The 24,523-nt window shown below is 61.4% G+C and carries 24 protein-coding genes; 14 read left to right on the plus strand and 10 right to left on the minus strand.

Annotation, left to right across the window (positions count from 1 at the left end; genetic code table 11):
• Positions 1 to 11: 11 nt before the first annotated feature.
• Positions 12 to 1,262, minus strand: coding sequence for a tyrosine--tRNA ligase (tyrS, locus tag AB8A33_RS12180; protein WP_092143456.1), 1,251 nt, complete (start codon positions 1,260 to 1,262; stop codon positions 12 to 14).
• A gap of 157 nt (positions 1,263 to 1,419) precedes the next feature.
• Here tyrS and AB8A33_RS12185 point away from each other — a divergent pair, with 157 nt between their 5' ends.
• The 3 genes from AB8A33_RS12185 (at position 1,420) to AB8A33_RS12195 (ending at position 4,362) form a co-directional block, all read left to right on the plus strand.
• Complete coding sequence (locus tag AB8A33_RS12185; protein ID WP_439095919.1) at positions 1,420 to 2,529, plus strand: anhydro-N-acetylmuramic acid kinase; 1,110 nt, start codon at positions 1,420 to 1,422, stop codon at positions 2,527 to 2,529.
• 148 nt (positions 2,530 to 2,677) lie between these two features.
• Complete coding sequence (locus AB8A33_RS12190; protein ID WP_439093005.1) at positions 2,678 to 2,842, plus strand: hypothetical protein; 165 nt, start codon at positions 2,678 to 2,680, stop codon at positions 2,840 to 2,842.
• On the plus strand, positions 2,839 to 4,362 hold the full coding sequence (locus tag AB8A33_RS12195; RefSeq protein WP_439093007.1) for a porin: 1,524 nt from the start codon (positions 2,839 to 2,841) through the stop codon (positions 4,360 to 4,362). Before AB8A33_RS12190 ends, AB8A33_RS12195 begins: the two co-directional genes overlap by 4 nt.
• A 107-nt stretch (positions 4,363 to 4,469) precedes the next feature.
• On the opposite strand, the gene AB8A33_RS12200 is transcribed toward AB8A33_RS12195, so the two are convergent.
• A complete protein-coding gene (locus tag AB8A33_RS12200; RefSeq protein ID WP_068736626.1) occupies positions 4,470 to 5,117 on the minus strand; it encodes an alpha/beta hydrolase in 648 nt (215 codons plus the stop codon).
• A 319-nt stretch (positions 5,118 to 5,436) separates the two neighbouring features.
• Here AB8A33_RS12200 and AB8A33_RS12205 point away from each other — a divergent pair, with 319 nt between their 5' ends.
• The 8 genes from AB8A33_RS12205 (at position 5,437) to AB8A33_RS12240 (ending at position 13,203) form a co-directional block, all read left to right on the plus strand.
• Entirely contained in the window at positions 5,437 to 6,603 is a 1,167-nt protein-coding gene (locus tag AB8A33_RS12205; RefSeq protein WP_439095920.1) for a cysteine desulfurase family protein, read from the plus strand.
• Between the two features lie 108 nt (positions 6,604 to 6,711).
• On the plus strand, positions 6,712 to 8,193 hold the full coding sequence (sufB, locus tag AB8A33_RS12210) for a Fe-S cluster assembly protein SufB (protein WP_371421650.1): 1,482 nt from the start codon (positions 6,712 to 6,714) through the stop codon (positions 8,191 to 8,193).
• Positions 8,194 to 8,348: 155 nt separating this feature from the next.
• Entirely contained in the window at positions 8,349 to 9,107 is a 759-nt protein-coding gene (gene sufC / locus AB8A33_RS12215) for a Fe-S cluster assembly ATPase SufC (RefSeq protein WP_439093008.1), read from the plus strand.
• 11 nt (positions 9,108 to 9,118) lie between these two features.
• Positions 9,119 to 10,438 (plus strand): Fe-S cluster assembly protein SufD, encoded by a 1,320-nt coding sequence (gene sufD, locus AB8A33_RS12220; RefSeq protein WP_439093010.1) that lies wholly within the window; start codon positions 9,119 to 9,121, stop codon positions 10,436 to 10,438.
• Positions 10,435 to 11,679, plus strand: a complete 1,245-nt coding sequence (locus tag AB8A33_RS12225) for a cysteine desulfurase (protein ID WP_439093011.1) — start codon at positions 10,435 to 10,437, stop codon at positions 11,677 to 11,679. Before sufD ends, AB8A33_RS12225 begins: the two co-directional genes overlap by 4 nt.
• Complete coding sequence (locus AB8A33_RS12230; RefSeq protein WP_439093013.1) at positions 11,676 to 12,077, plus strand: SUF system Fe-S cluster assembly protein; 402 nt, start codon at positions 11,676 to 11,678, stop codon at positions 12,075 to 12,077. Before AB8A33_RS12225 ends, AB8A33_RS12230 begins: the two co-directional genes overlap by 4 nt.
• 62 nt (positions 12,078 to 12,139) lie before the next feature.
• A complete protein-coding gene (locus AB8A33_RS12235; protein WP_439093015.1) occupies positions 12,140 to 12,550 on the plus strand; it encodes a HesB/IscA family protein in 411 nt (136 codons plus the stop codon).
• Between the two features lie 176 nt (positions 12,551 to 12,726).
• The gene (locus tag AB8A33_RS12240; protein WP_439093016.1) at positions 12,727 to 13,203 is read left to right on the plus strand and encodes a TfoX/Sxy family protein; all 477 of its coding nucleotides are present in this window, start codon (positions 12,727 to 12,729) and stop codon (positions 13,201 to 13,203) included.
• Between the two features lie 134 nt (positions 13,204 to 13,337).
• Here the strand turns inward: AB8A33_RS12240 and AB8A33_RS12245 are convergent, their stop codons facing one another.
• From AB8A33_RS12245 to AB8A33_RS12265, 5 genes are all read right to left on the minus strand, one after another.
• Positions 13,338 to 14,405, minus strand: a complete 1,068-nt coding sequence (locus AB8A33_RS12245; protein WP_439093017.1) for a GGDEF domain-containing protein — start codon at positions 14,403 to 14,405, stop codon at positions 13,338 to 13,340.
• A 123-nt stretch (positions 14,406 to 14,528) separates the two neighbouring features.
• Positions 14,529 to 16,040, minus strand: a complete 1,512-nt coding sequence (locus tag AB8A33_RS12250) for a DEAD/DEAH box helicase (protein ID WP_439093018.1) — start codon at positions 16,038 to 16,040, stop codon at positions 14,529 to 14,531.
• A 377-nt stretch (positions 16,041 to 16,417) separates the two neighbouring features.
• Entirely contained in the window at positions 16,418 to 17,794 is a 1,377-nt protein-coding gene (locus tag AB8A33_RS12255; RefSeq protein ID WP_439093020.1) for an MFS transporter, read from the minus strand.
• Positions 17,795 to 17,913: 119 nt separating this feature from the next.
• Entirely contained in the window at positions 17,914 to 18,528 is a 615-nt protein-coding gene (locus AB8A33_RS12260; RefSeq protein WP_439093021.1) for a TetR/AcrR family transcriptional regulator, read from the minus strand.
• Positions 18,529 to 18,935: 407 nt separating this feature from the next.
• Positions 18,936 to 19,241 carry a hypothetical protein gene (locus AB8A33_RS12265; RefSeq protein WP_439093023.1) on the minus strand — a complete coding sequence of 102 codons (306 nt, stop codon included), beginning with the start codon at positions 19,239 to 19,241 and terminating at the stop codon, positions 18,936 to 18,938.
• 230 nt (positions 19,242 to 19,471) lie between these two features.
• On the opposite strand from AB8A33_RS12265, the gene AB8A33_RS12270 reads away from it, so the two are divergent.
• The 3 genes from AB8A33_RS12270 to AB8A33_RS12280 all read left to right on the plus strand — a co-directional run bounded on the left by AB8A33_RS12270 (position 19,472) and on the right by AB8A33_RS12280 (position 22,672).
• Positions 19,472 to 20,968 (plus strand): caspase family protein, encoded by a 1,497-nt coding sequence (locus AB8A33_RS12270; protein WP_439093024.1) that lies wholly within the window; start codon positions 19,472 to 19,474, stop codon positions 20,966 to 20,968.
• Complete coding sequence (locus AB8A33_RS12275) at positions 20,965 to 21,366, plus strand: nuclear transport factor 2 family protein (RefSeq protein ID WP_439093026.1); 402 nt, start codon at positions 20,965 to 20,967, stop codon at positions 21,364 to 21,366. Before AB8A33_RS12270 ends, AB8A33_RS12275 begins: the two co-directional genes overlap by 4 nt.
• A gap of 73 nt (positions 21,367 to 21,439) precedes the next feature.
• Positions 21,440 to 22,672 carry an FAD-dependent oxidoreductase gene (locus tag AB8A33_RS12280; protein WP_439093028.1) on the plus strand — a complete coding sequence of 411 codons (1,233 nt, stop codon included), beginning with the start codon at positions 21,440 to 21,442 and terminating at the stop codon, positions 22,670 to 22,672.
• 6 nt (positions 22,673 to 22,678) lie between these two features.
• Here AB8A33_RS12280 and AB8A33_RS12285 read toward each other — a convergent pair whose 3' ends face one another.
• From AB8A33_RS12285 to AB8A33_RS12295, 3 genes are all read right to left on the minus strand, one after another.
• Entirely contained in the window at positions 22,679 to 23,449 is a 771-nt protein-coding gene (locus AB8A33_RS12285) for an SDR family NAD(P)-dependent oxidoreductase (protein WP_439093029.1), read from the minus strand.
• Positions 23,450 to 23,467: 18 nt separating this feature from the next.
• Positions 23,468 to 24,238, minus strand: coding sequence for an SDR family NAD(P)-dependent oxidoreductase (locus AB8A33_RS12290; RefSeq protein ID WP_439093031.1), 771 nt, complete (start codon positions 24,236 to 24,238; stop codon positions 23,468 to 23,470).
• 90 nt (positions 24,239 to 24,328) lie between these two features.
• Positions 24,329 to 24,520 carry a hypothetical protein gene (locus AB8A33_RS12295; RefSeq protein ID WP_439093033.1) on the minus strand — a complete coding sequence of 64 codons (192 nt, stop codon included), beginning with the start codon at positions 24,518 to 24,520 and terminating at the stop codon, positions 24,329 to 24,331.
• Between the last annotated feature and the right edge of the window lie 3 nt (positions 24,521 to 24,523).

Below are 24,523 nucleotides of genomic sequence, written 5' to 3' on the forward strand. Positions count from 1 at the left end.
GACGAATGTGGCTATGCAGGCTTGAGCAGGATGTGCCGCTTCTTTCCGAGCGAGAGCTTGATGACACCTTCCGTCAGCAGTGCGGGGGTCAGCATCATCTTCTCGTCGGTCACCGCAACATCGTTGACGCGCAAGCCGCCGCCTTTGATCTGCCGCCGCGCTTCGCCGTTCGACGCGACGAAACCGGCATTGACGAAGGCCGCGAGGACACCGACGCCTGCTTCAAGTTCAGCTTGCGGAATATTGACGGTCGGCAAGCTGTCGGCGAGCGCGCCTTCCTCGAAGGTCTTGCGTGCCGTCTCCGCAGCGGCATTTGCTGCATCGCGGCCGTGCACCACGGCCGTCGCTTCGGTGGCGAGAATCTTCTTCGCCTCGTTGATCTCCGAACCGCCCAAGGCCGCGAGCTTGGCGATTTCGTCGAGTGGCAGACGCGTGAAGACCTTGAGGAAACGGCCGACGTCTGCGTCTTCGGTGTTGCGGAAATACTGCCAGAAATCATAGGGGCTGAAGAGGTCGCCATTGAGCCAGACGGCACCGGAGGCCGATTTGCCCATCTTCTCGCCGGACGACTTCGTCAGCAGCGGCGTGGTCAGCGCATAGAGCTGCGGACCGCCCATGCGATGGCTGAGATCGACGCCGTTGATGATGTTGCCCCACTGGTCGGAGCCGCCCATCTGGAGCAGCGTGCCATAGCGGCGGTTGAGCTCGACGAAGTCGTAGCCCTGCATGATCATGTAGTTGAATTCCAGAAACGACAGCGACTGGTCGCGATCGAGGCGCAGCTTCACGCTATCGAAGGACAGCATGCGATTGACCGAGAAGTGGCGGCCGACGTCGCGCAGGAATTCGACATAGTTCAGCTTCAGGAGCCAATCGGCATTGTTGACCATCAGTGCGTCGGTCGGGCCGTCGCCATAGGTCAGCATCTTGCCGAAGATCTTCTTGATGCCTTCGATATTCTCCGCGATTTTCTCGACCGTCAGCAATTGTCGCTGGTCGTCCCGGAACGATGGGTCGCCGACCATGGAGGTGCCGCCACCCATCAGCGTGATCGGGCGATGGCCGGTCTGCTGAAACCAGTACAACATGGTCACCGAGATCAGATTGCCGATATGCAGACTGGTCGCCGTGGCGTCATAGCCCACGTAAGCCGTGACCGGTCCCTTGCAGCAGGCGGCATCCAGCGCCTCGGCATCGGAGACCTGGTGAATCAGGCCGCGGCTCTGCAGGACGTTGAGAAAATCGGACTTGTAGGTGGTCATCGGTTTACGGCTCGGTTGGGATAATTTTACGCTGTCTCAATGGATTGGCGGCAAGGTGGGAGGCGTGCTGGCCGCCCCAAAGTGCCTGTGGCATTATAAGATTGGGCGCTTCGACACAAGTTTTGACCGGAAATGAGGGCTTTGCCGCGTGCCTGATATGCTGACCGCGATCGGACTAATGAGCGGAACCTCGCTGGACGGGGTCGATGTCGCCCTGATTGAGACTGACGGCGAACGGGTCGGGTCGTTTGGCCCGTCGGGGTATCGGCCATACAGCGAGGCTGAGCGTGCCGTGTTGCGCCAGGCGCTGGCCGAGGCCGTGCAACTGAGTCGGCGCGATATCAGGCCGGGCAGTCTGGCCGAGGCGGAGCGGGTGGTGACATCGGCCCATGCCGAGGCCATCGAGGCGTTTCTGACCGATCACGGCATCGCACGAGACAGCATCGACATCGTCGGCTTTCACGGACAGACGGTGCTGCATCGTCCCGTCGATCGACTCACCGTACAGATTGGCGACGCGGCGAGGCTGGCCGGGATGGTCGGCCTGCCGGTGATCCACGACTTGCGCGCGGCTGACGTGGCTGCGGGCGGGCAGGGAGCGCCGCTGGTGCCGGTCTATCACCGTGCGTTGGCGCAGGGACTGCATCGCGACGGGCCCATTGCCGTGGTCAATATCGGCGGCGTGTCCAACGTGACTTACATTGATGGCGATATCGCGTTGATTGCCTGCGACACCGGTCCGGGCAATGCGCTGCTCGATGATTTCGTGTTGCGCGCAACGGGGCAGCCGTTCGATGCGGATGGCGCATTGGCGGCGCAGGGCCGCGTCGATGATGCGTGGATCGCGAAGGGATTGCAGAATCCGTTCTTTGCGGCCGCACCGCCAAAATCGCTCGATCGCAATCACTTTACGGCACTGGTGCTGGAAGACGTTACGCCAGCGGACGGCGCAGCGACCTTAACGGCGTTCACCGCTGCGACCATCGCCAGCGTTGCGCCGCTGTTGCCTAAGCCGCCGCTTAGCTGGGTGATTACCGGCGGCGGCGCACGCAATCCGACGATGCTGAATATGCTGCGGCAGCGATTGCCGGCTGCGACAGTCGAGAGCGTAGATGTGCTGGGTTGGTCCACCGATGCGATGGAGGCGCAGGCTTTTGCATTTCTGGCAGTGCGTTCGCTCTTGGGCTTGCCGTTGAGTTATCCGGCAACAACCGGCGTGCCGGCGCCGATGACAGGCGGCGTGAAAGCGGACTATCTCGCGAGCTAGTGCGAAGTTCGCCGTAGCTAGGGCGATTCGACTCACCCACGAATCAAGTTGATCGCGACCAACGGCGTCGATGCTTGTGGTCGTCGCCACTGACACGGATGCGTGATGGCATCACCAGATCTCGTGATCAGTTCGGTACGGAAATGCCGTGGCTTTGGCGATTCTGTTGCCGAAAGCACACAGCCGCAAAATGATGCTGCGACAATCGACCGCGCTCATTGTTTCGCAACATGATCTTCCACAACTCTGCCTCATGAATGGCACGCCCGGGGCAATCGCGCGTGCCGATACGATCGGTCTGGAGGCGACATGACCATGATGAAGCAAATGATCCTTGGCTCGGCAGCGGCGTTGCTGGCAGCGAGCACCGCCCAAGCGGCGGACCTTCCGGTGAAGGCCAAGGCTGTCGAATATGTGAAGATCTGCTCGATCTACGGTGCCGGCTTCTACTACATTCCGGGCACCGACACTTGCATCAAGATCGGCGGCGCGATCCGCCTCGATACCACCTTTAACGGTGGCCCGTACGACGCGCCGTTCTGGCAAGGCGGTGCCGGCGGCAACAATCTCTGGACCAAGGACTATTACCTAACCCGCGAGCGTATCAACATCACGACCGACACGCGCACGGCGACCGAATACGGTATGGTTCGTACCTATGCGAACATGCAGCTCGATTTCACGCAGAACCGCGACAGTATCGCTGGCGGCTTCACGGAAGTAGACTTTGCATTCATCCAGTTCGCGGGTTTTACCTTCGGTAAGGCCGTCTCGAATTTCGATCCGCAATGGGCTCTCACCAAGCCCTGGATTTCGTCGGGCTTCCTTGCGGGCTCGAGCAATACGACCGGCATTCCGCAGATCGCCTACACAGCCGAATTCGGCAACGGCTTCTCGGGCACCATCGCGCTGGAGAATGCATCGCCCTATCGCAATGCCGGCCTCTACAACACCTCGACCTTTATCGTCGCGCCGGGCGCGGGGTCGTTCACCGGTGCCTTCTACGGCAACAATTCGAACACGTTCTTTGGCAACGCCACGGGCGGCAACCATATTCCCGATGTCGTTGGCAACCTCCGACTCGATCAGAAGTGGGGTTCGCTGCATTTCGCGACGGCCATGCATACGTCGACGGCCGGCTTCTACGGGGCAAATGAATCCTTCGGGCATCCTGACGATGTCTACGGCTTTGCCGTCAGCGGTGCGGTGGAATTCAAGGTCTTGCCAACCGGTGCAAACGACAGCCTGAAGATCGAAGCGTCCTATGCCAAGGGCGCTGCGCGTTACGCCTTCACCGGCGGTTCGCTCGAAACGTCCGGCGGCGGCCGTTTTGCCAAATTCAATGGCAACACGGTTGGCTTCGGCTATGTGCTCGATGGTGTGTATTCGCCGGGAAGCTCGATCCAGCAGAGCGATGCCTGGGAAGTGAGTGCCTTCTATGAGCATTACTGGAACACGGCATGGCGCACCTCGGTGTTCGGCAACTACAGCCATATCTCCTATGGCGATGCCGGCAACGCGATGCTCGCCGCGGCATTCAGCCCGGCCGGCGGCCGCCTGGGAACGAGTAGCTCGTCCAATCCGGGCTCTACGGCTGGCAGCATTACTGGCACGACCAACAATTTCGATTTCGGGATAGCTCAGGTCGGCACGCGAACTGCATGGACCCCCGTCCAGAACCTGACCCTGTCGGCTGAATTCACCTATAGCCGCTTCGATCAGAATCTCGACGGCACCTATACCGGCACGGCAACGGGCAAGCCCAATCAGGCCTACCAGATCAAGGATCAGAATCTTTACAACGGCTCGGTCCAGATCCTACGCTCGTTCTGATCCCGATCAGGACCTAAAACTGAAACTGAAAGCCCTCGGCCAGATCTGGCCGAGGGCTTTTTTGTTGGCAGATATGAAGCGACCGTCGCGAGGCCGATCGACGCCTCTCAGCGCACGTTGGCGAGGCGCATGTCGAGATAGCCGGTCACGGATTCCATCAGCGGCTCAAGCTTGTTGTCGAAGAAGTGGTTCGCGCCGGGAATGATGTGCTGATCGATTACAATACCCTTCTGGGTCTTCAACTTCTCGACGAGCGTGTTGACGTCCTTCGGCGGCACGACCGCGTCCTTCTCGCCGTGTACGATCAGACCCGATGACGGGCAGGGTGCGAGGAACGAGAAATCATACAGATTGGCTGGCGGTGCGATCGAAATGAAGCCTTCGACCTCGGGGCGGCGCATCAGGAGCTGCATGCCGATCCAAGCGCCAAACGAAAAGCCGGCGACCCAGCAGGCGCGCGCTTCAGGATTGATGGTCTGTGCCCAGTCGAGCGCTGCTGCCGCGTCCGACAATTCACCGGTGCCGTGGTCGAACGAGCCCTGGCTGCGACCCACGCCGCGGAAATTGAAGCGCAGTACCGAGAAGCCGCGATGCACGAAGGCGTAATAGCACTGATAGACGATCTGGTGGTTCATGGTGCCCGCGAATTGCGGATGCGGATGCAGCACCATGGCGATCGGCGCGTTCTTCTGCTTGGCCGGATGATAACGGCCTTCGATACGGCCTGCGGGACCGGTGAAAATAACTTCGGGCATAGTGATCCTTAGGTCCCGTTCTTGGCGTGATCAGCCGGTTTCGCGCAGGGCTCGGCGAGAATGGCTCGGAGGGGACCCTGCGAGGGAAGGGGCGATCGGGCACCGTCAGGTTGATGGCGGGCGGCGCCGGGTGAAGTTGAGGCCGCGTTCTACCATGAGCGCAGGGGCGAAAAGCAAGCATATTGAACGCGTCGACGGCTCCGACGCGCGTTGCGGTGGGCGCATTTGGCGAGCAATTGGGCTAAGAGTGACGGCGCGCAGCACTGGAAAACGTCCAACGCGACCATCAAGGCTCCAAGCCCTTCAAGGTAAAGCAGAATTGGCCAAAGACCGGGTCTATCTCGACTGGAATGCGACAACACCGCTGCGCCCGGAGGCGCGGGCAGCGATGGTGGCCGCGTGGGATTTGGCTGGTAACCCGTCATCGGTTCATACCGAGGGCCGCCAGGCCCGCAGGATCATCGAGGATGCCCGTGCGATGGTCGCGGGCGCGGTGGGTGTAGATTCGCGAAACGTCGTGTTCACCTCGGGCGGAACTGAGGCCAATGTACTGGCGCTGACGCCTGGATTGGTGCGCAATCCGGGCGTGCCGGTGCGGCGGCTGATCGTATCAGCGGTGGAGCACGCCTCGGTGCTGGCGGGCGGCCGCTTCGCTGCGGAAGACTTGCAGGTGCTGGGTGTGGACCGCGATGGCATCGTGAGGCCTGACGATTTGCGGGTGCTGCTGGCTGATGGGAAGCCCGCGCTGGTTTCCGTAATGCTGGCCAATAATGAAACCGGCGCCCTTCAACCGATTCCTGAGCTTGCCGGCATGGTGCATGACGCGGGTGGCTTGTTGCACGTCGATGCGGTGCAGGCGCTCGGAAAGATAACTATAAATATCAGTCAATTGAATGCAGATCTTCTATCAATTTCTGCGCATAAAATTGGCGGCCCGAAGGGCGTTGGCGCGCTGGTCATGGCCAACGGTGTCGCCGGGCTTGAGGCATTGCTCCGCGGCGGCGGGCAGGAACTAGGGCGTCGGGCGGGTACCGAGAATGTGCCCGGAATCGCCGGCTTCGGCGCCGCAGTAACGGCCGCTATGGCGTCGCTGGAGGACATGAATAGGGTCGAAAAACTGCGTCAGCGGCTTGAGGCGGGCTTGCAGCAATCCAGCAACGGGCTTGTGTTCGCCCAAGATGTGCCGCGTCTGCCCAATACGGTTCTGTTCGGTGCCCCCGGATTGCGCGCTGAGACCGCCGTGATTGGATTTGATCTCGAAGGTATCGCAGTATCGTCTGGTTCGGCCTGTTCTTCTGGTAAGGTGCAGCCGTCTCACGTGCTCGAAGCCATGGGTTTCGGGCCGGAGCTGACCCGGAGTGCCGTGCGTCTCAGTCTGGGCTGGTCCAGCACCGAAGCGGACGTTGATCGGTGTCTGGAGGCTTGGCGAAAGCTCTCGGGTACACTACTTAAACATAGCGATGAAACAGAGCTTGAACGGTTCTAAGAGGGGTGATTTCCCCACGGGAACATCGTAAAGAACCCTGACAAGTTTTGAGTTTCACGTTTCTGGATTGATCCACCGCGGTCCTTGAAACCGCGAGCGGAGGATAAAATGGCTGCCGTACAGGAGACAGTCGATCGGGTTCGCCAGATCGACGTCGATCAATATCGTTATGGATTCGAGACCATCATCGAATCCGAGAAGGCTCCAAAGGGCCTCTCCGAAGACACCGTCCGTTACATCTCCGCTAAAAAGAACGAGCCAGCCTGGATGCTGGAATGGCGTCTTGAGGCGTATCGCCGCTGGCTGACCATGGAAGAGCCGAAGTGGGCGCGGGTGGAGTATCCGAAGATCGACTTCCAGGATCTCTATTACTATTCGGCGCCGAAGCCGAAGAAGACGATCGGCTCGATCGACGAGATCGATCCCGAAATTCTCGAGACCTACAAGAAGCTCGGCATTCCGCTCCGTGAGATCGAGGCGCTGGAAGGCGTCGTTCGTCCCGAGGGTGAGCGCAGGATCGCCGTCGACGCCGTGTTCGATTCGGTGTCGGTCGCGACCACGTTCCAGAAAGAGCTGAAGCAGGCTGGCGTGATCTTCATGCCGATCTCGGAAGCCATCCGCGAACATCCCGATCTGGTGAAGCAGTATCTCGGCACGGTCGTGCCGACCTCGGATAACTTCTACGCCACGCTGAACTCGGCCGTGTTCTCCGACGGTTCGTTCGTCTATGTGCCGCCGGGCGTGCGTTGCCCGATGGAACTGTCGACCTATTTCCGCATCAACGAGCGCAATACCGGTCAGTTCGAACGGACGCTGATCATCGCCGACAAGGGCGCTTACGTCAGCTATCTCGAAGGCTGTACAGCGCCGCAGCGCGACGAGAACCAGCTACACGCGGCTGTCGTCGAGCTGGTCACGCTGGATGACGCCGAGATCAAGTATTCGACCGTGCAGAACTGGTACCCCGGCAATTCCGAGGGCAAGGGCGGCATCTACAATTTCGTCACCAAGCGTGGCGACTGCCGCGGCGACAATTCCAAGATCTCCTGGACCCAGGTGGAGACCGGTTCGGCGATCACCTGGAAATATCCGTCCTGCATCCTGCGCGGCGACAATTCGCGCGGCGAGTTCTACTCGATCGCGATTTCGAACGGCTATCAGCAGGTCGATAGCGGCACCAAGATGATCCATCTCGGCAAGAACACCACGAGCCGGATCATCTCCAAAGGCATCGCCGCCGGCAAGTCGCAGAACACCTATCGCGGCCTCGTCACCGCGCATCGCAAGGCGACGAACGCACGTAACTTCACGGCCTGTGACTCGCTGCTGATTGGCGATCAGTGCGGCGCGCATACCGTGCCGTATATCGAGGCGAAAAACGCCTCGACGCTGTTCGAGCACGAGGCGACCACCTCGAAGATCTCCGAAGACGTGCTGTTCTACTGCATCCAGCGTGGCCTGAGCCAGGAAGAGGCCGTCGGCCTCGTGGTCAATGGTTTCGTGAAGGACGTGTTGCAGCAGCTGCCGATGGAATTCGCAGTGGAAGCGCAGAAGCTGATTTCGATCTCGCTCGAGGGATCGGTGGGCTAAGTCCCGCCATCGCGGATGCCCGCACAGCGGCGCTTCCAGGATGTCGGCAAAATTGAAAACCATCCTTAGAGGCTCGCCACGATTGGTGAGCACTCCTGCCTGAACCCGAGTGCGTTCAGGCGAGGGTGACGATGATGATCAAAGGATAAAGACTGATGACTGCATTGCTTGAAGTGAAGGACCTGCAGGTTCGTGTCGAGGATCGCGAGATTCTCCATGGGCTGACGATGACCGTGAATGGCGGCGAAGTGCATGCCATCATGGGACCGAACGGTTCGGGCAAATCCACGCTCAGCCACGTCATCGCCGGCAAGCCCGGTTATGAGGTGACCGGCGGCGAGATCCTGTTCAAGGGCGAAGACCTGCTGGAAATGGAGCCAGATGAGCGCGCCGCCAAGGGCGTGTTCCTGGCGTTCCAGTATCCCGTGGAAATTCCCGGCGTGACGACAATGAACTTCCTGCGCACCGCGGTGAATGCGCAGCGCAAGGCGCGCGGCGAATCCGAATATCTGGTGCCGGACTTCCTCAGGAAGGTTCGTGAAGTTGCTGCTTCGCTGAACATCCCGATGGATATGCTGAAGCGCGGCGTCAATGTTGGCTTCTCCGGCGGTGAGAAGAAGCGCAATGAAGTGTTGCAGATGGCACTGTTCCAGCCGAGCCTGTGCATCCTCGACGAGATGGACTCCGGTCTGGACATCGACGCGCTGCGCGTCGCGGCTGACGGCGTCAACGCGCTGCGCAGCCCGGATCGCGCCATGGTCGTGATCACGCATTATCAGCGCCTGCTGAACTACATCGTGCCTGATGTGGTGCATGTGATGTCACAGGGCCGCGTCGTGAAGTCGGGCGGCAAGGAACTGGCGCTCGAACTCGAGGCGACCGGCTACGCGCAGTATGAAGAAGTGGCAGCCTGAGTGAGACAATCATGAATGTAGCTCTCGCAAAGACGACAACGGGCGCGGTGCTGGACGGCACGTTCGCTGCCGCGCGCGGCCGGCTGCCGGGCGTCGGCACGGTGGCCGAAACGCGCCAGCAGGCGTTTGACGATTTCGCCCGCACGGGCCTGCCGACCCGGCGCATCGAAGAGTGGAAATATACCGACCTGCGCAAGCTGCTCGGCGACGTGGCGCCTTTGGCACCCGCGCCAGATCAGGCTGCGCTGGCCCAGGCTGCAAAGCTGGTCGAGACGCTTGGCACGGGCGATACGCAGAAGCTCGTCATCGTCGACGGTGTCTTTGCGGCGGGTCTTTCCGATCTGACATCGGGTGGCGGCGTAACCGTGCACGCGCTCAGCGCCATGCTCGACGATGCCACCAGTGCCACGCGAGCTGACCTGTTGCGCTCGCGTATTGTCGATCCGATGATCGCGCTGAATGCCGCTTTTGCGACCGATGGCATGTTGATCGATATCGCCGACGATGCCGCTCCGGCCCGGCCGCTGCACATCGTGCATGTGGCGACGCGCCCGAGCGTGGCCGCCTTCACGCGGTCGCTTGTTCGCATCGGCAATCGTGCGCGTGTGACGCTGGTCGAAAGCTTTATCGCGACAGAGGCTGCGAAGTCCTATCAGGCCCATGACGCTGTCGTGATCTGGATCGGTGACGATTCCGATCTGCAGCATGTGCGCGTGATGGAAGACGCCGGCGACGCCGCGAATATCGCAACGGCCATTGTCACAGTCGGCGCGCGGACCAAGTTCAACACGTTCAGCCTGACCACTGGCGGTGGCGTCAGCCGCTATCAGAGCTTCATCACGCTGGCTGGTGTGGATTCGGAGTTGTCGACCAACAGCGTTCATCTGCTGCGCGACAAGCAGCATGGCGACTGCACCTTCGTGATCGAGCACGCGGCGCCGAATTGCCTCAGCCGAGAGCTGTTCCGCGCCGTGCTCGACGATCGCGCGCATTCGGTGTTTCAGGGCCGCATCAACGTCCATCAGATCGCGCAGAAGACCGACGGCAAGATGATGTCACGGGCACTGCTGCTGTCCGACGAGGCGGAGATCGACAACAAGCCTGAGCTCGAGATATTCGCTGACGACGTGCAGTGCGGCCATGGCGCGACCATAGGCGCGCTGGATGACAGTCTGCTATTCTATCTGCGGGCTCGCGGCCTGCCGGAAAAGGCTGCGCAGGCGCTGCTGATCCAGGCCTTCGTTGGTGAAGCGCTGGAGTCGATCGTGAATGACGATCTGCGCGACGTCGCGATATTGGCAGCGGAGCGCTGGCTGGAGACGCGCGCATGACATTGCATCCCGCAGTCTCGAACGGGTCGTACGACGTCGCTCGCGTCCGCGAGGATTTTCCGGCGCTCGGGATGAAGGTCTATGGCAAGCCGCTGGTCTATCTCGACAACGCGGCATCGGCGCAGAAGCCCTATGCCGTGCTGGATCGCATGACCGAGGCTTACAAGTCCGAATATGCCAATGTGCATCGCGGGTTGCACTATCTCGCCAATGCGGCAACCGAGGCCTATGAGGGCGCGCGCATCAAGGTGCAACATTTCCTCAACGCCAAGCGGCCAGAAGAGATCATCTTCACCCGCAACGCTACCGACGCGCTCAATCTGGTGGCGTCCTCCTGGGGTGAGAACATCAAGGCTGGCGACGAGATCGTGCTCTCGATCATGGAGCACCACTCCAACATCGTACCGTGGCACTTCCTGAGGGAGCGGCAGGGGGCCGTCATCAAATGGGCGCCGGTCGATGACGAAGGCAATTTCCTGATCGACGAATTCGAGAAGCTGCTGACCGACCGCACCAAGATCGTCGCCATCACCCATATGTCCAACGCGCTCGGCACACTGGTGCCGGTCAAAGAGGTCGTGAAGCTTGCGCATGCGCGCGGCATTCCGGTTGTGGTGGACGGCAGCCAGGCTGCCGTGCATCTGCCGGTGGACGTGCAGGACATCGACGCCGACTTCTACATCTTCACCGGCCACAAGCTGTATGGGCCGACCGGGATCGGCGTGCTGTACGGCAAATACGATCACCTCGTTGCGATGCGGCCCTACGCCGGCGGCGGTGAGATGATCCGCGAAGTGTCCAGGGAGTGGGTCACCTATGGCGATCCGCCGCACAAGTTCGAGGCCGGTACTCCGGCCATCGTCGAGGCCATCGGTCTCGGTGCGGCCATCGATTACGTCAATTCGATTGGCAAGGAGCGGATTGCCGCCCATGAGCACGACCTCCTGACCTATGCCCAGGACCGGCTGCGCGAGATCAATTCGCTGAAAATCTTCGGCACCGCCAAAACCAAGGGTCCGGTGATCTCGTTCGAGATCAAGGGCGCCCACGCTCACGACATCGCCACCGTGATCGACCGGCAGGGCGTCGCTGTCCGTGCAGGAACCCACTGCGTGATGCCGCTTCTGGAGCGATTCAATGTGACGGCCACGTGCCGCGCATCATTCGGAATGTATAATACCCGCGAGGAGGTTGACCACCTCGCACAGGCGCTGATCAAGGCACGGGAGTTGTTTGCATGAGTGACATTGCAGAAGCCAAAACGCCGGACGCCACCCCCGAGGCTGAGAAGCTCTCTCACATGCAGACCACCTCGGCGCTCGATCCCGCCGAAACCGAACGTTTAGGCACCGAGATCGTCGCCGCGCTGAAGACCGTGTTCGACCCGGAAATTCCGGCTGACATCTACGAGCTCGGCCTGATCTACAAGGTCGACATCAAGGACGATCGCTCAGTCCAGGTCGAGATGACGCTGACGACGCCGAACTGTCCCGCCGCCGAAGAGCTTCCGACCATGGTGGAGAATGCCGTGGCCAGCGTGCCCGGCGTTGGCTTGGTCAAGGTCGAGATCGTCTGGGAGCCGACCTGGACGCCGGACCGGATGACCGACGAGGCACGTCTCGTTCTGAATATGTGGTGAGCGTCGCGTCTCGTTCTCAATATCGCCGTTGGCGGCCTTGAACCGCCCAAGGGACTGAACACATGACTGAGATGACCCCGAACCCGACCATACCGGCTGCGAAGCCGAAGCCGCGTCCCCGTCCGCAGGTGATGCGCCTGACCGATGCTGCCGCAACGCGGATCCGGCAACTGACAGAGCGTGCGGATTCCGAGATCGTCGGCCTGCGTGTCGGCATCAAGAACGGCGGCTGTGCCGGCCAGTCCTACACCGTCGAATATGCCCATGACATCAAGCCAACCGACGAAATCGTCGAAGATAAGGGCGTGAAGATCCTGGTCGATCCCAAGGCCGTGCTGTTCCTGCTCGGCACCGAGATGGACTACAAGACCGACCGCATGCAGGCCCAGTTCGTGTTCAACAACCCGAACCAGATCTCGGCCTGCGGCTGCGGCGAGTCCGTGCAACTGACGCCGGCGAAGATCGACGGCTGAGAGCTGTCATTTCATAACTAGAACGCTGTCATGCCCGGGCTTGTCCCGGGCATCCATCTTTGGGCTCCGTGAAAGCGAAGAAAGTTGGACGGCCGGGACCAAGCCCGGCCATGACTTAGGGAGGGGGTGTTGCGTCACAGCTTCCATGCGCGCCTTCCTGGCCCTACACTTCTTCGATGGACCGCGATTTCCTCAGTGAACTTTTCGCCGGCTTTGGCTCGGTGACGATCCGGCGGATGTTTTCCGGCTTTGGCATTTCCGCCGATGGCATCAACTTCGCGCTGGTGCTGCGCGGCGCGATTTATCTGCGCGCCGACGAGAACTCGATCCCGCGTTTCGAGAGCGAAGGCTCAAATTGTTTTCAGTACGAGATGCGCGGCAAGCTGCGGATGATCGGATCTTACTGGCAGCTGCCAGAACGGCTTTACGACGATCCCGATGAAGTCACCGAATGGGCGAGGGTCGCGCATGCCGCAGCGATCCGAGCGTCGCTGGCAAAAGCAGGCAAGAAGCGGGCAACGAAGAAAGCGACGAAGGCTAAGGTCGTGAAGAAGACCGCGGCGAAAAAGAAGGCCGCCAAGAAGGCTGCGGTTAAGAAGGTCGCCAGCAAGAAAGCCGGTAAAGCCGCAAAGAAGCGCAAATCCGCATCCTGAGGAGCCGTTGCGCGGCGTCTTCCTTGCGAATGGTGAAGCCATTCGCTGGGGATGGCCACGGGCGCCGGCGCGCGACCTCATGGTTCGAGACGCGCGAAGACGCGCTCCTCACCATGAGGACGGAGTGCGGGGCATCACGCCACCTGAAATTGCAGCTCTGCCGAATATTCCGGATCGACTTCGCAGATCACGCGGTTGCGGCCGCTGCGCTTCGCTGCATAGAGACAGGCATCGGCACGGCCAATGAGCGATTCCATATCGTCGCCGATCTGCAGCATCGAGACGCCGACGGAAATCGTGACGCGTCCCAGGATTTCGCCAGTCGATTTTTTCTTCAGCTCCTTTGACATCACGGCGCGGCGGATGTGATCGGCCACGGTGAGCGCCTGACGCAGCGGCGTGTTCGGCAGCACCACGGCGAATTCCTCGCCGCCATAGCGCGCGGTGATATCCTGGCCCTTGATGGTCTGCTTCAATGACTGGCCGACAAGACGCAGCACCTGATCGCCGGTGAGATGGCCGTAATTGTCGTTGAAGGACTTGAAGTGATCGATGTCGAGCATCAGGAGCGACAAAGGTTCGCCGCGCTTCACCGCGGTATCGATTGCTGCCATCAGCGCACGGTCGAAATATTTGCGGTTGCCGAGCGCGGTGAGGGGATCGGTCAGACTCTCGGCGCGGATCGCCTCGAGGCTCTGTTGCAGCGTGTAGACCTCGCTCTTCGAGGACAGTAGCCGTTCTTCCAGCGCCTTGTTCGTGTCGTGTACTTCACGGGTGGATTTGACGAGACTCTCGATCACGGCTTTCACCGCAGCAGGATCGTGCGCCCGCGACAAATCCTTGCTGGCGCCATCCAGACTGGCATTGAAGTTCGTGGTCATGCCCAGCGCATCGGTGATCAGCGCCATCACGTCGTCGATCTCGCCGATGACGCGGGCGCCCACCTGATCGATGCGATCGGTGGTCCGAATCTGCGAGAGATAGGTGTCGTGGATCAGGTCGAGATCGGCTTCGGTCAGGCGGCCATTGCGGGCCAGCGTCTCATTGATGACCTTGTTGAGCGCCGAATTGTAGCCAGTCGCATAGACGTACCAGATCTCATAGTTGCGCGGAATCGCCGTCTGGCGCAGCGATCGGATTTGGCCCAGCGCGACTTCGGCAAAGGCCAAAGTCCGCTCTTGTTCGTCCAGGATTCCGGTCACGTTCTGTGCCCTCGCGGATGGCGGGTATGCGCCGTCCTCTGAAATGCAAATTTGTTAAAAATATCGCATTCAGATTAGGGGACGAGAGTGAACGGCAAGTAAACGTTCCTGGCGCTATACTACCTATGCGCGTGCCCGGACCGGACGCAACAGGAAGGCTGGCAGGTGCGAATGATCCGCCGGCTCGTTGTCTTCGCGGCGCGGACGTGGCGCTTCGGCGCGGCCGATGGAAGGGGGGCGCTGCGCCTGCGGGGCTGCCGCCGCCACGACCGGTGCTGCCAAAGCGGCTTCCGCGGGTTGCGGCTGCGGGCTGCGCTCGCCGCCTTCCGAACGACCACCTTCACGGCGCGGGCCACGCTCACGGCGCGGTTTACGATCACGTCCGCCTTCGCGGGGCTGATCGTTGCGGCTGCCGCGCGGATGTTCGGCATTGGCTTCGCGATTGCCGGTCCGGTTGCGCGACTGGCGCGACGCCTCAGCGGTTTCGCCTTCGACAGGCTCGGAGATCGCTATGGAGCTTTCGACCTTGGGGATCGACTGGCCGATCAGTTTTTCGATCGCCAGCATGGACTTCTGGTCGGATGGGCACACCAGCGAAATCGCGGAGCCGGTGCGGCCGGCGCGGCCGGTACGGCCGATGCGGTGCACGTAGTCGTCGGAATGATGCGGTACGTCGAAATTATAGACGTGGCTGACGGCAGGAATATCGAGGCCGCGGGCGGCGACGTCGGAAGCCACCAGGATCGGCAGCTCGCCCTTGCGGAACTGGTCTAGCGCGGCCGTGCGGGCCGACTGCTCCATGTCACCATGCAGGGCGCCGACACTGAAACCGTGCTTCTGGAGCGACTTGGCGAGCAACGCGACTTCACGCTTGCGGTTGCAGAAGATGATCGCATTCTTGAGGTCGGTGGCTTCGCGAAGAAGGGCCCGGAGCACTTCGCGCTTCTCGTGCGGCTCGCGGCCGACGGCCACTTGCGACTGGGTCACGGTGACAGCGGTGGAGGCGGGCTTGGAGACTTCGATCTTCACCGGATTATGCAGGAAGGTCTCGGTGACGCGGCGGATTTCGGCGGGCATGGTCGCCGTAAAAAAGAGGGTCTGACGGGTAAACGGCACCAGCTTGCAGATGCGTTCGATGTCGGGGATGAAGCCCATGTCCAGCATGCGGTCGGCTTCGTCGATGACCAGCAATTCGACGCCGGTGAGCAGCAGTCCGCCGCGTTCGGTATGGTCGAGCAGGCGCCCCGGCGTGGCGATCAAGACGTCAACGCCGCGGGTCAATTTGGTATCTTGGTCGCCGAACGAGACGCCGCCGATCAGCAGCGCCACGTTGAGTTTCTGGCCGACGCCGTATTTGTCGAACTGCTCTTTGACCTGTGCGGCGAGTTCGCGGGTCGGTTCGAGAATGAGCGTGCGGGGCATGCGGGCGCGGGCTCGGCCCTTTTCCAGCATGGTCATCATCGGGAGAACGAAGGCAGCGGTTTTGCCGGTGCCGGTCTGGGCGATGCCGAGCACGTCTTTACGCGCCAGCACATGAGGAATCGCCTGTTCCTGAATGGGGGTTGGGGTGGTGTAACCGGTGGCCGCAACGGCGGCGAGAACCTTGTCGGACAGGCCGAGATTGGAAAAGGACATTGAGCCTCTGTATGGGGGCATGATCTGATCCGGTATCCGGATGATCACAGTTCGGAATCACGCCTCAGGTGGAAACCGCCGCTTGGATTCTCGGAGAATACTGCAGCGCTTATCCCCGGAGCGGCACGCAAACATGCACGGAGATCGCTGGGCGCTGACAGGCGGCTTACTCAAGATATCGCGCTTCGATACCGGGCCGCGTCGAGCCGGAACATAGGCTGGAATCGGCCAAAGTCAATCCGCCACACCCTGGAACATCCCAAAAAGCTTAATGTTTTAGCGGAAAAGGGCCAAAACCGGGATATTGGCGGGGGCTTGGGGCCCCGCCGGACGGCCGCTACCCGACGTCGCGTGTGACGTCGATGCAACGCTGACCGCTAGTCGACCGGCCTGCGTTCGCGGCCGGGTGGACCGGCAATGGCGATGAGCGCGCCGCTCAGCAACAGCGCGGTCGAGATCACAGTGAACATCGCGATCGCACCGTAGCTGCCGAGCAGCGGCAGCAGCGCGATCGGTACCAGCGCCGATACGACGCGGCCGAGGCCCCATGCGCCAGCGGTGGCCGAGGCACGCAGATGCGTCGGCAGCAGCTCGACAGCGTAGAGGCTAAGCACGGCGCTGTAGACGGCACTGGCGAGGTTGAACACGATTCCGGTGACGATGAGTGGCGTCAGCACCGTGCTGACAGCAAAAGTCAGCCCGGTTGCGATCATCACCACGGCACAGGCGACCAGAGCGAGGCGCCGCGGGATACGATCGACGAAGGTCGATGCCGCCGCGATGCCGATCGATGGACCGAACATTGTGAGTCCAGCGAACAGCAAGGACTCGCTGACATGAAATCCCTTCTGCACCATTACAGCGGCGCTGAGCAGCGGGAAACCGATCGTGGCCCAGGGCCCGAGTACATAGAGCGCGGCAAGGAGTGCCGTGCGGCGCAGGCTGATCCGATCGCGGGCGAGTGCCCGGAAACCGCTGGATCCCACGGCTACAGTTTCAGGAGCGGAGATCGCTGGCGGTGACGGCTGACCCGCGGATGCCTCGAAGCGGCGGCAGACGGCATCGGCCTCGGCGTCGCGTCCGATCGATGCGAGCCAGCGCGGCGATTCCGGCACCAGAAAGAATAGCAGGGCTGTCAGGGTCGAGCACGCGCTGCCGAAGATCAAGGCCCAGCGCCAGCCTTCGATGCCCCATGGCGCGATGGGCGTCAGCCAGCGGATCATCAGGATGATCGCCGGTGCGCCGAGAAAGGCCAGCGCGCCGCACAGCATCATCAAAAGGCCGCGCCGCCGGGGCGGCAGCAGGTCTGACAGATAGGCTGATGTCAAAGGCGGGTAGCCGCCGATGGCGAGGCCGGAGATGAAGCGGAAGGCCGTCATGGTTGCCACATCGCGACTGGCGGCGACGGCCAGCGAACTTAGCGCCAGGACGGCAAGCGCGCTCTGCAGCGCGATCTGGCGGCCATAGCGATCCGCAATCCAGCCGAACACAGGCGCACCAACGGCGCCGCCGGCAAAGACCGATGCCAATAACAGGGAGAGCTCGCCGCGCGAGATGCTGTAAGGCGGTGCGAGGAAGATGCCGGAAAAGGCGTTGCTGAGCGCCACTTCGGCAATGTCAGCGAACAGGCCGAAGGCACAGAGCGCGAATATGCCGAGGTGAAGCGGTGAGACCGGCAGCCCGTCCAGGCGTGCCGCAATAGTCGGCACGGCTGCGCTCGCTGGCGCCCCGTGCGTCCGCACCTGGTCGTTCATCTGAAGCCCCGCATCTCACAGCGGCAACGCGATGCGCGTCATCCGCAGCCCGCGCGGACCATATGTCGATGCAACGCGATGAGTCGAGAGGAGGGTATGTGGCGGCGAACCGCAGCGCCTCAGATCTGCGTCGGCGTTGCCGCGCAGCCATACAGGATCATCTCGCAGGTCTGGCGATAGCGCGCCGAGAAGTCATTCGCTGCGATCGGAGGGAGTGCCTGGTTGACAGCCCGTCCTCCGTCGGCCAGCGCCTGCGCGATCTGTGCGGCCGTAAAACGGCCGGTCAGGATCAGCAGCTTGTTATAGTGGAAATCGACGATCAGCTTTTCCAGCTCGGCCTGGAAGGTGATGGCGGACTCGATCATGAGATCGCGGCAGCGCCGAAAGGCTTCCGCATTGAGTTCGACGGTATGCGGTGAGAATGTCAGCATCCGGCGGGTTTCGCCGTATCTCAGGTCGATGATCGTTGCGAAGATGTCGAGTGCGCTGCCGCCGCTTTCCCGGATCTTCTGGCCGGCCTCAAGCGCCTGCGCGATCGCGACTTCATTGCGATGGCCGATCGAGGCACGAAATGCCTCTTCCTTGTTGCTGAAATAGTAATAGAGCGCGCGTTGCGTGAAGCCGCATTCTCTGGCGAGACCGACCATCGACAGACCGGCATAGCCGTGGTCGAGAAATGCCTTGTTGACCCGAAGCAGCAACTCGTGCCCGGGCGTAATCATCTTCTTTGCCATTGGTCGTCAGATATCCAGTCGTAGCAGGCTTCGGGCGGGTGATTAAAACTGCCTGAAATCTTACAGTCTAAAAAATCCCATCCTCAAATCGCCAAGCTACGGAGGGAACGCAAAGTTCCTGAGGCGCGCTTCCTGACGTTGGTCGCCTGTAGCAGGAGTAGCAATTTGATTAGCTAGCTCCCCGGATCTCGTCCGAACCTTATGATATGTCGCTTAGCATAGTTCAGGGCAAACATGTCGAGGATTAGCCCTGTATTCTTTATCCACAAGATCGCGAGATTGAGCGCGCTGTCTGTCGCCGACCTCGTTGGTACCTCCGCCGACCATGCATGGTCGGCGTTTATCCGTACAACTTTACCGAATCAGGCCTATCGGCTGGCGTCCGAGGACATGATACCGGCGCTGGATCACTTGCCGTAGGTGCCAAGTTGCATGCCGAGATTCTGCATCACGAAAACATTCATGCGCAGATGCACCTCGCTACCGCTCTGCAGGCGGGCGTCGATCTCATAGGTCGCCGGGTCGACCTGGCGAATAGCAATGATTTGGGTGATGGCCAACACGTCCGGTGTGGTCTGCGCCGGTTTGGCGGCCACCTGTGCGTGTTTTGGTTTGGCGGCCGGTGCAGCCTTGGCTGCAGGAGCGGGGGCTGCATCCTGGGCGAGTGCGATGGTAGGAAGCAGCAGTGCGGCTGCGAGGACCAGTGACTTCACGTCGATCTCCTGACTTTGATTTGGCTCGGGCTAATGGAGATTAAGGCAGAATTTGTGGCAGCGGCGCCGTAATGTGAGGGCAGATGATCTACTTGTGTGGGCAAGACAAAATTACCTGTAACGGCTAGACCTCCGTTTGAACCGGCCGCCGTTTTGCCTCGACCAAGGCAGACAATCACGCGGTCGAGCCACCATAGAGATAAATGCTCTGGCGGGGCGGGGATAGAACAATGCGACGGTTTTTGATCCTGCTGGCGCTGGCGGCGGCAGCACTTTCGGCGGCGCCGGCTTTTGCCGCGAAACGCGTGGCACTGGTGATTGGCAACAACGACTACCGCAACGTGCCGAAGCTGCAGAAGGCCGTGAACGATGCCCGCAGCATCGGCGATGCCCTCAAGAGTCTCGGCTTCAGCGTCATGGTGGCCGAGAACCAGACCCGGCAGGCCTTCAGTCAGTCGTTGCTCGCTTTCGATTCGACGATCGAAAAAGGCGACACAGCTTTTTTCTTTTTTGCTGGCCACGGCTTCGAGATCGCCGGCCAGAATTTCCTGCTGCCGACGGACGTTCCTGCCGCCACCGAGGGTCAGGAAGAACTGGTGCGCGACTCCGCAATCCTCGCTGACCGTATCGTGACGCGCCTGCAGATGCGCGGTGCGCGGACGTCGATTCTGGTGTTCGATGCCTGTCGTAACAATCCATTCGAGCGCGCTGGCACCCGCGCGGTAGCCGGCAGCGGCGGCCTCGCCCCGATGACGACGCTTCCGGAAGGCGTCTTCTCGATCTTCTCTGCAGGGCCGCGGCAGACCGCACTGGATCGTTTGTCGAACAACGACACCGATCCGAATTCGGTTTTCACGCGCGCATTCATCAAGGAGTTGCAGGAGCCATCGCTGAACCTCGTGCAGGTCGCGCAGCGCACCCGGCGGACCGTCAGCGAGATGGCAGAGACCGTGAAACACCGCCAGGTGCCGGTGTATTTCGACCAGATGGTCGATGACGTCTTTCTCAATGGTGTGGCGCTTAAGCAGGCCGATGCGCGGCCGGCCGAACCGCTGCAGCAGGTCGCTGCGCTGCCGCCTGTCAACGTTCCGCAACTGCCGCCGGCCAACGATGCGGTGAATGCACCGATCGCCAGCTTCTCGCGCCACAATGGCGGCTGGACCGTGATGTTCTCGATCGCCGATCCGACGCTGGGAATCTCCTGGCGGATGGGCGAGGCGGGTAGCTTCCGCGAGACCGGCTTCATGGACACGCTCGATCCGCGCACGCGCAAGCGGATGCCGAATCCGGCGATCCAGCTCGATGCCGATGCTGCGGCGGCGACGATCTATCTGCGTTACGTCGATGCGAATGGCGAGATGCAGGGACCGTTTCCGATCCGCTTCGATCCGGAAGCTGCGCTGGTTCGCGATCAGCGCAAGATTCTCGACATGACGGCGGGGAGCTGGCTTGCTTTCGGCGGCTACAACACACCGTTGATGTACTATACGCACCTGATGTCGTATCGCTGTGCCATTCGCGAAGCCCGCGTGGGTGTCGATAGTGCTATGCCGGACAAGGTTCTGAAATTCCCGCCTTGCGATCTGCTCGACCCGATCGCGACACCAGCTGGCGCCGAGCCTTACATCAAGATCCCTGCGGCCACGAAGTTCGTTTCAGTCGAATTGACCTTCCGCGACGGCAGCGTATCGGAAATCAAGAGCTTTCGACGTTCTGGAAATCGATGAGCATGATCGACACCGCCGCGCGAACCAAAGTCATCGCCGACATCAAAGAGCTCGAAGAACGCCGCCGCGTCGCGATGCTCGCGGCAGATGTTGCGACGCTGGACAAGCTGTTCGCCGAGCAGATGGTTTACACGCATTCCAATGCGGCGACCGACAACAAGGCAGAGTATCTCGACAAGCTTGGTGAACGGCATTTCGACTATCGCAAACTCGCATTCCTTGATCAGGAAATTCGGCTCGCCGGTGACGCGGCGCTGGTGACGGGCCGCATGACCGGTGAGGTGGTCATTGCCGGGGCTTTGAGAAAGCTGAACGGCCAGACGACGGTGGTATGGATCAAGCAGGATGCTCGCTGGCAGTTGCTGGCTTTCCAGAGCACGCCGATCCCCGCAGTCTAGAGGCGCTGCGTTTTCCGTTGACGGAAACCCGCCGTCTCGCTCAAGTTGCAATCTGAAGCTTGAGGAGAAGCGAATGACTGCAGGCGCGAACGAGACCTCGCTGACTACGCGCTGCTGCATCGTTGGCGGCGGCCCTGCCGGGATGATGCTCGGCTATCTGCTCGGCCGCGCCGGCATCGACACGATTGTCCTTGAGAAACACGCCGATTTCTTTCGCGATTTCCGCGGCGACACCGTGCATCCATCGACGCTGCAGGTGATGGACGAGCTTGGCCTGATCGACGACTTCCTTAAGATCAAGCACGACCGCATTCAGAAAATGGACGGGTTCTTCGGAACGCATAAGCTACGTATCGCTGACATCAGCCGCACCAGCGCGAAATATCCGTTCATCGCCTTCATGCCGCAGTGGGACTTCCTCAATTTCCTGCGCGACAAGGCGCAACGCTATCCGCATCTCAAGGTGATGATGAACACCGAGGCGACCGATCTCATCTGGTCGGGCGAGCAGGTGGCTGGCGTCAAGGCCATCACGGAGCAGGGGCCGGTCGAGATCCATGCCGATCTGACCGTGGCCTGCGATGGCCGGCATTCGATCGTGCGACCGGCGGCGAAGCTGGAGGTCGAAGACATCGGCGCGCCCATGGACATCTTGTGGTTTCGCGTTGCCAAGGGGGCGGAGACCGAGAGCGTGTTCGCGCGGCTTGAGCCTGGCAAGATGATGGTGACCATCGACCGCGGCGATTACTGGCAGTGCGCTTATGTGATCGCCAAAGGACGCTATGAGGAGATCAAGGCGCGCGGGCTGGATGCTTTCCGTGCCGAGACGGCACGTCTGGCGCCGACCCTGGGCGCGCATATCGGTGATCTCAAGAGCTGGGACGACGTCAAGCTACTGACCGTGGCGATCAATCGGCTGAAGCGTTGGACCCGGCCGGGGCTGTTGTGCATTGGCGACGCCGCGCATGCGATGTCGCCGGTTGGCGGCGTCGGTGTGAACATTGCGATTCAGGATGCAGTCGCGACTGCTAACCTGCTGGCGGAGAAGCTTGCGAAGGGACCAGTGACCGAGGACGATCTCGACGCCGTACGGCGCCGCCGCGAATTCCCAATGCGCGCGACACAGGGCATGCAGGTCGTGATGCAGAACAACATTATCAGCCGGGCGCTGGCTTCCGGTGGTCAGCCGTTGACGCCGCCGCTGATCATGCGTCTCGTCAGCGCGTTTCCACCGCTGCAGGGACTGACCGCGCGCTTCCTGGCGATTGGCGTACGACCCGAGCACGTGCAGTCGCCGGAAGCGTAGGAGAGGCTATCCCTGCACCGAGAAGCCGCCGTCCACGGGGATTGCCGTTCCGGTGACGAAGTCCGACGCGCGCGACGACAGGAACACCGCAATGCCCGCGAAATCACCCGATGCGCCCCAGCGGCCGGCGGGCGTTCGTGCCAGCACCTTATCGTGGAGACCATCGATTTCACGGCGCGCATTCTGTGTCAGTTCGGTATCGATCCAGCCCGGCAGAACGGCGTTGCACTGAATATTGTGAGGTGCCCAGGCGACGGCGCAGGAGCGGGTGAACTGCACGATACCGCCTTTGCTGGCGGCATAGGCCGGCGCGAAAGACGCGCCGAAGATCGACAGCATCGACCCGATATTGATGATCTTGCCGCCGCCCGCGGCCTTCATCGCCGGATGCGCCGCCTGCGAACAGACGAAGGCGCTGGTGAGATTGGTCTTGATCACGCTGTCCCATTCGTCGAGTGCGATCTCGTGCGGCGGCTTGCGGATGTTAATGCCGGCATTGTTGATGAGGATATCGATCCGGCCGAGTTCTGTCAGCACGCGTGCGATCATTCCATCGACAGCGGTCTTGTCGGTCACATCGGCCGCAATGGCGACCGCCCTGGCGCCGCTCTTGGTCAACTCCGCGACGGCATCGTTGGACTTGGTCTGGTTGCGTCCGACCACGGCGATGGCGGCGCCGGCCTGCGCCAGACCCCGCGCCATGCCGAGCCCGATGCCGCCATTGCCGCCGGTGACGATGGCCACTTTGCCGGAGAGATCGAACAGTCCTGCAGTCATGGTGTTGTCCTCATTGCATCAGCCTTGAATTGAAAAGCCGCCATCGACCGTGAGCGCGGCACCGTTGACGAAGTCGGAAGCTGCGCTGGCCAAGAACACGGCCGCGCCCGCAAGATCATCAGGCCTGCCCCAGCGCTGCGCCGGTACACGCCCGAGAATGCGATCGTGCAGTTCGGGTCGGATGTCCTTGGCGCGCTTGGTCAGGTCGGTGTCGATCCAGCCGGGGAGAATGGCGTTGGACTGGATGTTGTCTGCAGCCCAGGCAGTCGCCAACGCGCGGGTGAATTGCAGGATGCCGCCCTTGCTTGATGCGTAGTTCGCCGCGCCGCCGGCGCCGAGCGTGGCCAACACCGAGGCGATATTGATGATCTTGCCGCGGCCGGCGGCTTTCATCGCCGGGTAGACAGCCTGTGCACAGATGAAAGGCGCGGTCATGTTGACGTCGATGACCTTCTGCCAGTCCGCCAGCGCCATCTCTTCGATTGGCGCGGACAGGCTGATGCCGGCGTTGTTGACGAGGATGTCGATGCGGCCAAACGCATTCAACGTCGCGGACACCATCTGCGCGATCGAGCTGGGATCGGTAACATCGGTCGTTAGCGCGAGCACCGGATGTCCGGACGTCTCCAGTTCGGCTTTTGCCGAAGCGGCATTATCGCGGTTGCGATCGGCGATCACGACGGTAGCACCGGCAGTCGCCAGCCCGCGTGCCATGCCGAGGCCAATGCCGGTGTTGCCGCCGGTAACGATGGCGACCCTGCCGGTGAGATCGAAAGGATTGCTGGTCAAGATGTCCGCCCTGCATGATTGTTCCTGACGCGTTCTGTGGCGCGTCTGGGACGGATCATCGCAAGACTGGCGGCAAGATGGAAGAGGGCGTCAGCGCCGCACGAGCGCCAGTCCCATCAGTCCGACGCCAAGCGCGGCGAGAGCAGCGCCGTAATAGGCCCACTGAATCTGGCTGATCATGAAGCTCGATTTTGGCCAGTTCACGAGGCCGGTGCCCTGACCGATCCAGAGCGTGCCGATCAGGAAAGCGAGAATGCCGAGGGTGAGGAATGGTGCGCGCATGAA

This window comes from Tardiphaga sp. 813_E8_N1_3 (assembly GCF_051811025.1).
Taxonomy (GTDB): domain Bacteria; phylum Pseudomonadota; class Alphaproteobacteria; order Rhizobiales; family Xanthobacteraceae; genus Tardiphaga.

Coding starts and splice junctions, on each gene's coding strand:
- AB8A33_RS12270 (WP_439093024.1), top strand. CDS start 19,472: ATGCGACGGTTTTTGATCCTGCTGGCGCTGGCGGCGGCAGCACTTTCG.
- AB8A33_RS12250 (WP_439093018.1), bottom strand. CDS start 16,040: ATGTCCTTTTCCAATCTCGGCCTGTCCGACAAGGTTCTCGCCGCCGTT.
- AB8A33_RS12240 (WP_439093016.1), top strand. CDS start 12,727: ATGGACCGCGATTTCCTCAGTGAACTTTTCGCCGGCTTTGGCTCGGTG.
- sufB (WP_371421650.1), top strand. CDS start 6,712: ATGGCTGCCGTACAGGAGACAGTCGATCGGGTTCGCCAGATCGACGTC.
- AB8A33_RS12235 (WP_439093015.1), top strand. CDS start 12,140: ATGACTGAGATGACCCCGAACCCGACCATACCGGCTGCGAAGCCGAAG.
- AB8A33_RS12195 (WP_439093007.1), top strand. CDS start 2,839: ATGACCATGATGAAGCAAATGATCCTTGGCTCGGCAGCGGCGTTGCTG.
- sufD (WP_439093010.1), top strand. CDS start 9,119: ATGAATGTAGCTCTCGCAAAGACGACAACGGGCGCGGTGCTGGACGGC.
- AB8A33_RS12260 (WP_439093021.1), bottom strand. CDS start 18,528: ATGGCAAAGAAGATGATTACGCCCGGGCACGAGTTGCTGCTTCGGGTC.
- AB8A33_RS12295 (WP_439093033.1), bottom strand. CDS start 24,520: ATGCGCGCACCATTCCTCACCCTCGGCATTCTCGCTTTCCTGATCGGC.
- AB8A33_RS12225 (WP_439093011.1), top strand. CDS start 10,435: ATGACATTGCATCCCGCAGTCTCGAACGGGTCGTACGACGTCGCTCGC.
- AB8A33_RS12275 (WP_439093026.1), top strand. CDS start 20,965: ATGAGCATGATCGACACCGCCGCGCGAACCAAAGTCATCGCCGACATC.
- AB8A33_RS12230 (WP_439093013.1), top strand. CDS start 11,676: ATGAGTGACATTGCAGAAGCCAAAACGCCGGACGCCACCCCCGAGGCT.
- AB8A33_RS12185 (WP_439095919.1), top strand. CDS start 1,420: ATGCTGACCGCGATCGGACTAATGAGCGGAACCTCGCTGGACGGGGTC.
- AB8A33_RS12280 (WP_439093028.1), top strand. CDS start 21,440: ATGACTGCAGGCGCGAACGAGACCTCGCTGACTACGCGCTGCTGCATC.
- AB8A33_RS12200 (WP_068736626.1), bottom strand. CDS start 5,117: ATGCCCGAAGTTATTTTCACCGGTCCCGCAGGCCGTATCGAAGGCCGT.
- AB8A33_RS12255 (WP_439093020.1), bottom strand. CDS start 17,794: ATGAACGACCAGGTGCGGACGCACGGGGCGCCAGCGAGCGCAGCCGTG.
- tyrS (WP_092143456.1), bottom strand. CDS start 1,262: ATGACCACCTACAAGTCCGATTTTCTCAACGTCCTGCAGAGCCGCGGC.
- sufC (WP_439093008.1), top strand. CDS start 8,349: ATGACTGCATTGCTTGAAGTGAAGGACCTGCAGGTTCGTGTCGAGGAT.
- AB8A33_RS12285 (WP_439093029.1), bottom strand. CDS start 23,449: ATGACTGCAGGACTGTTCGATCTCTCCGGCAAAGTGGCCATCGTCACC.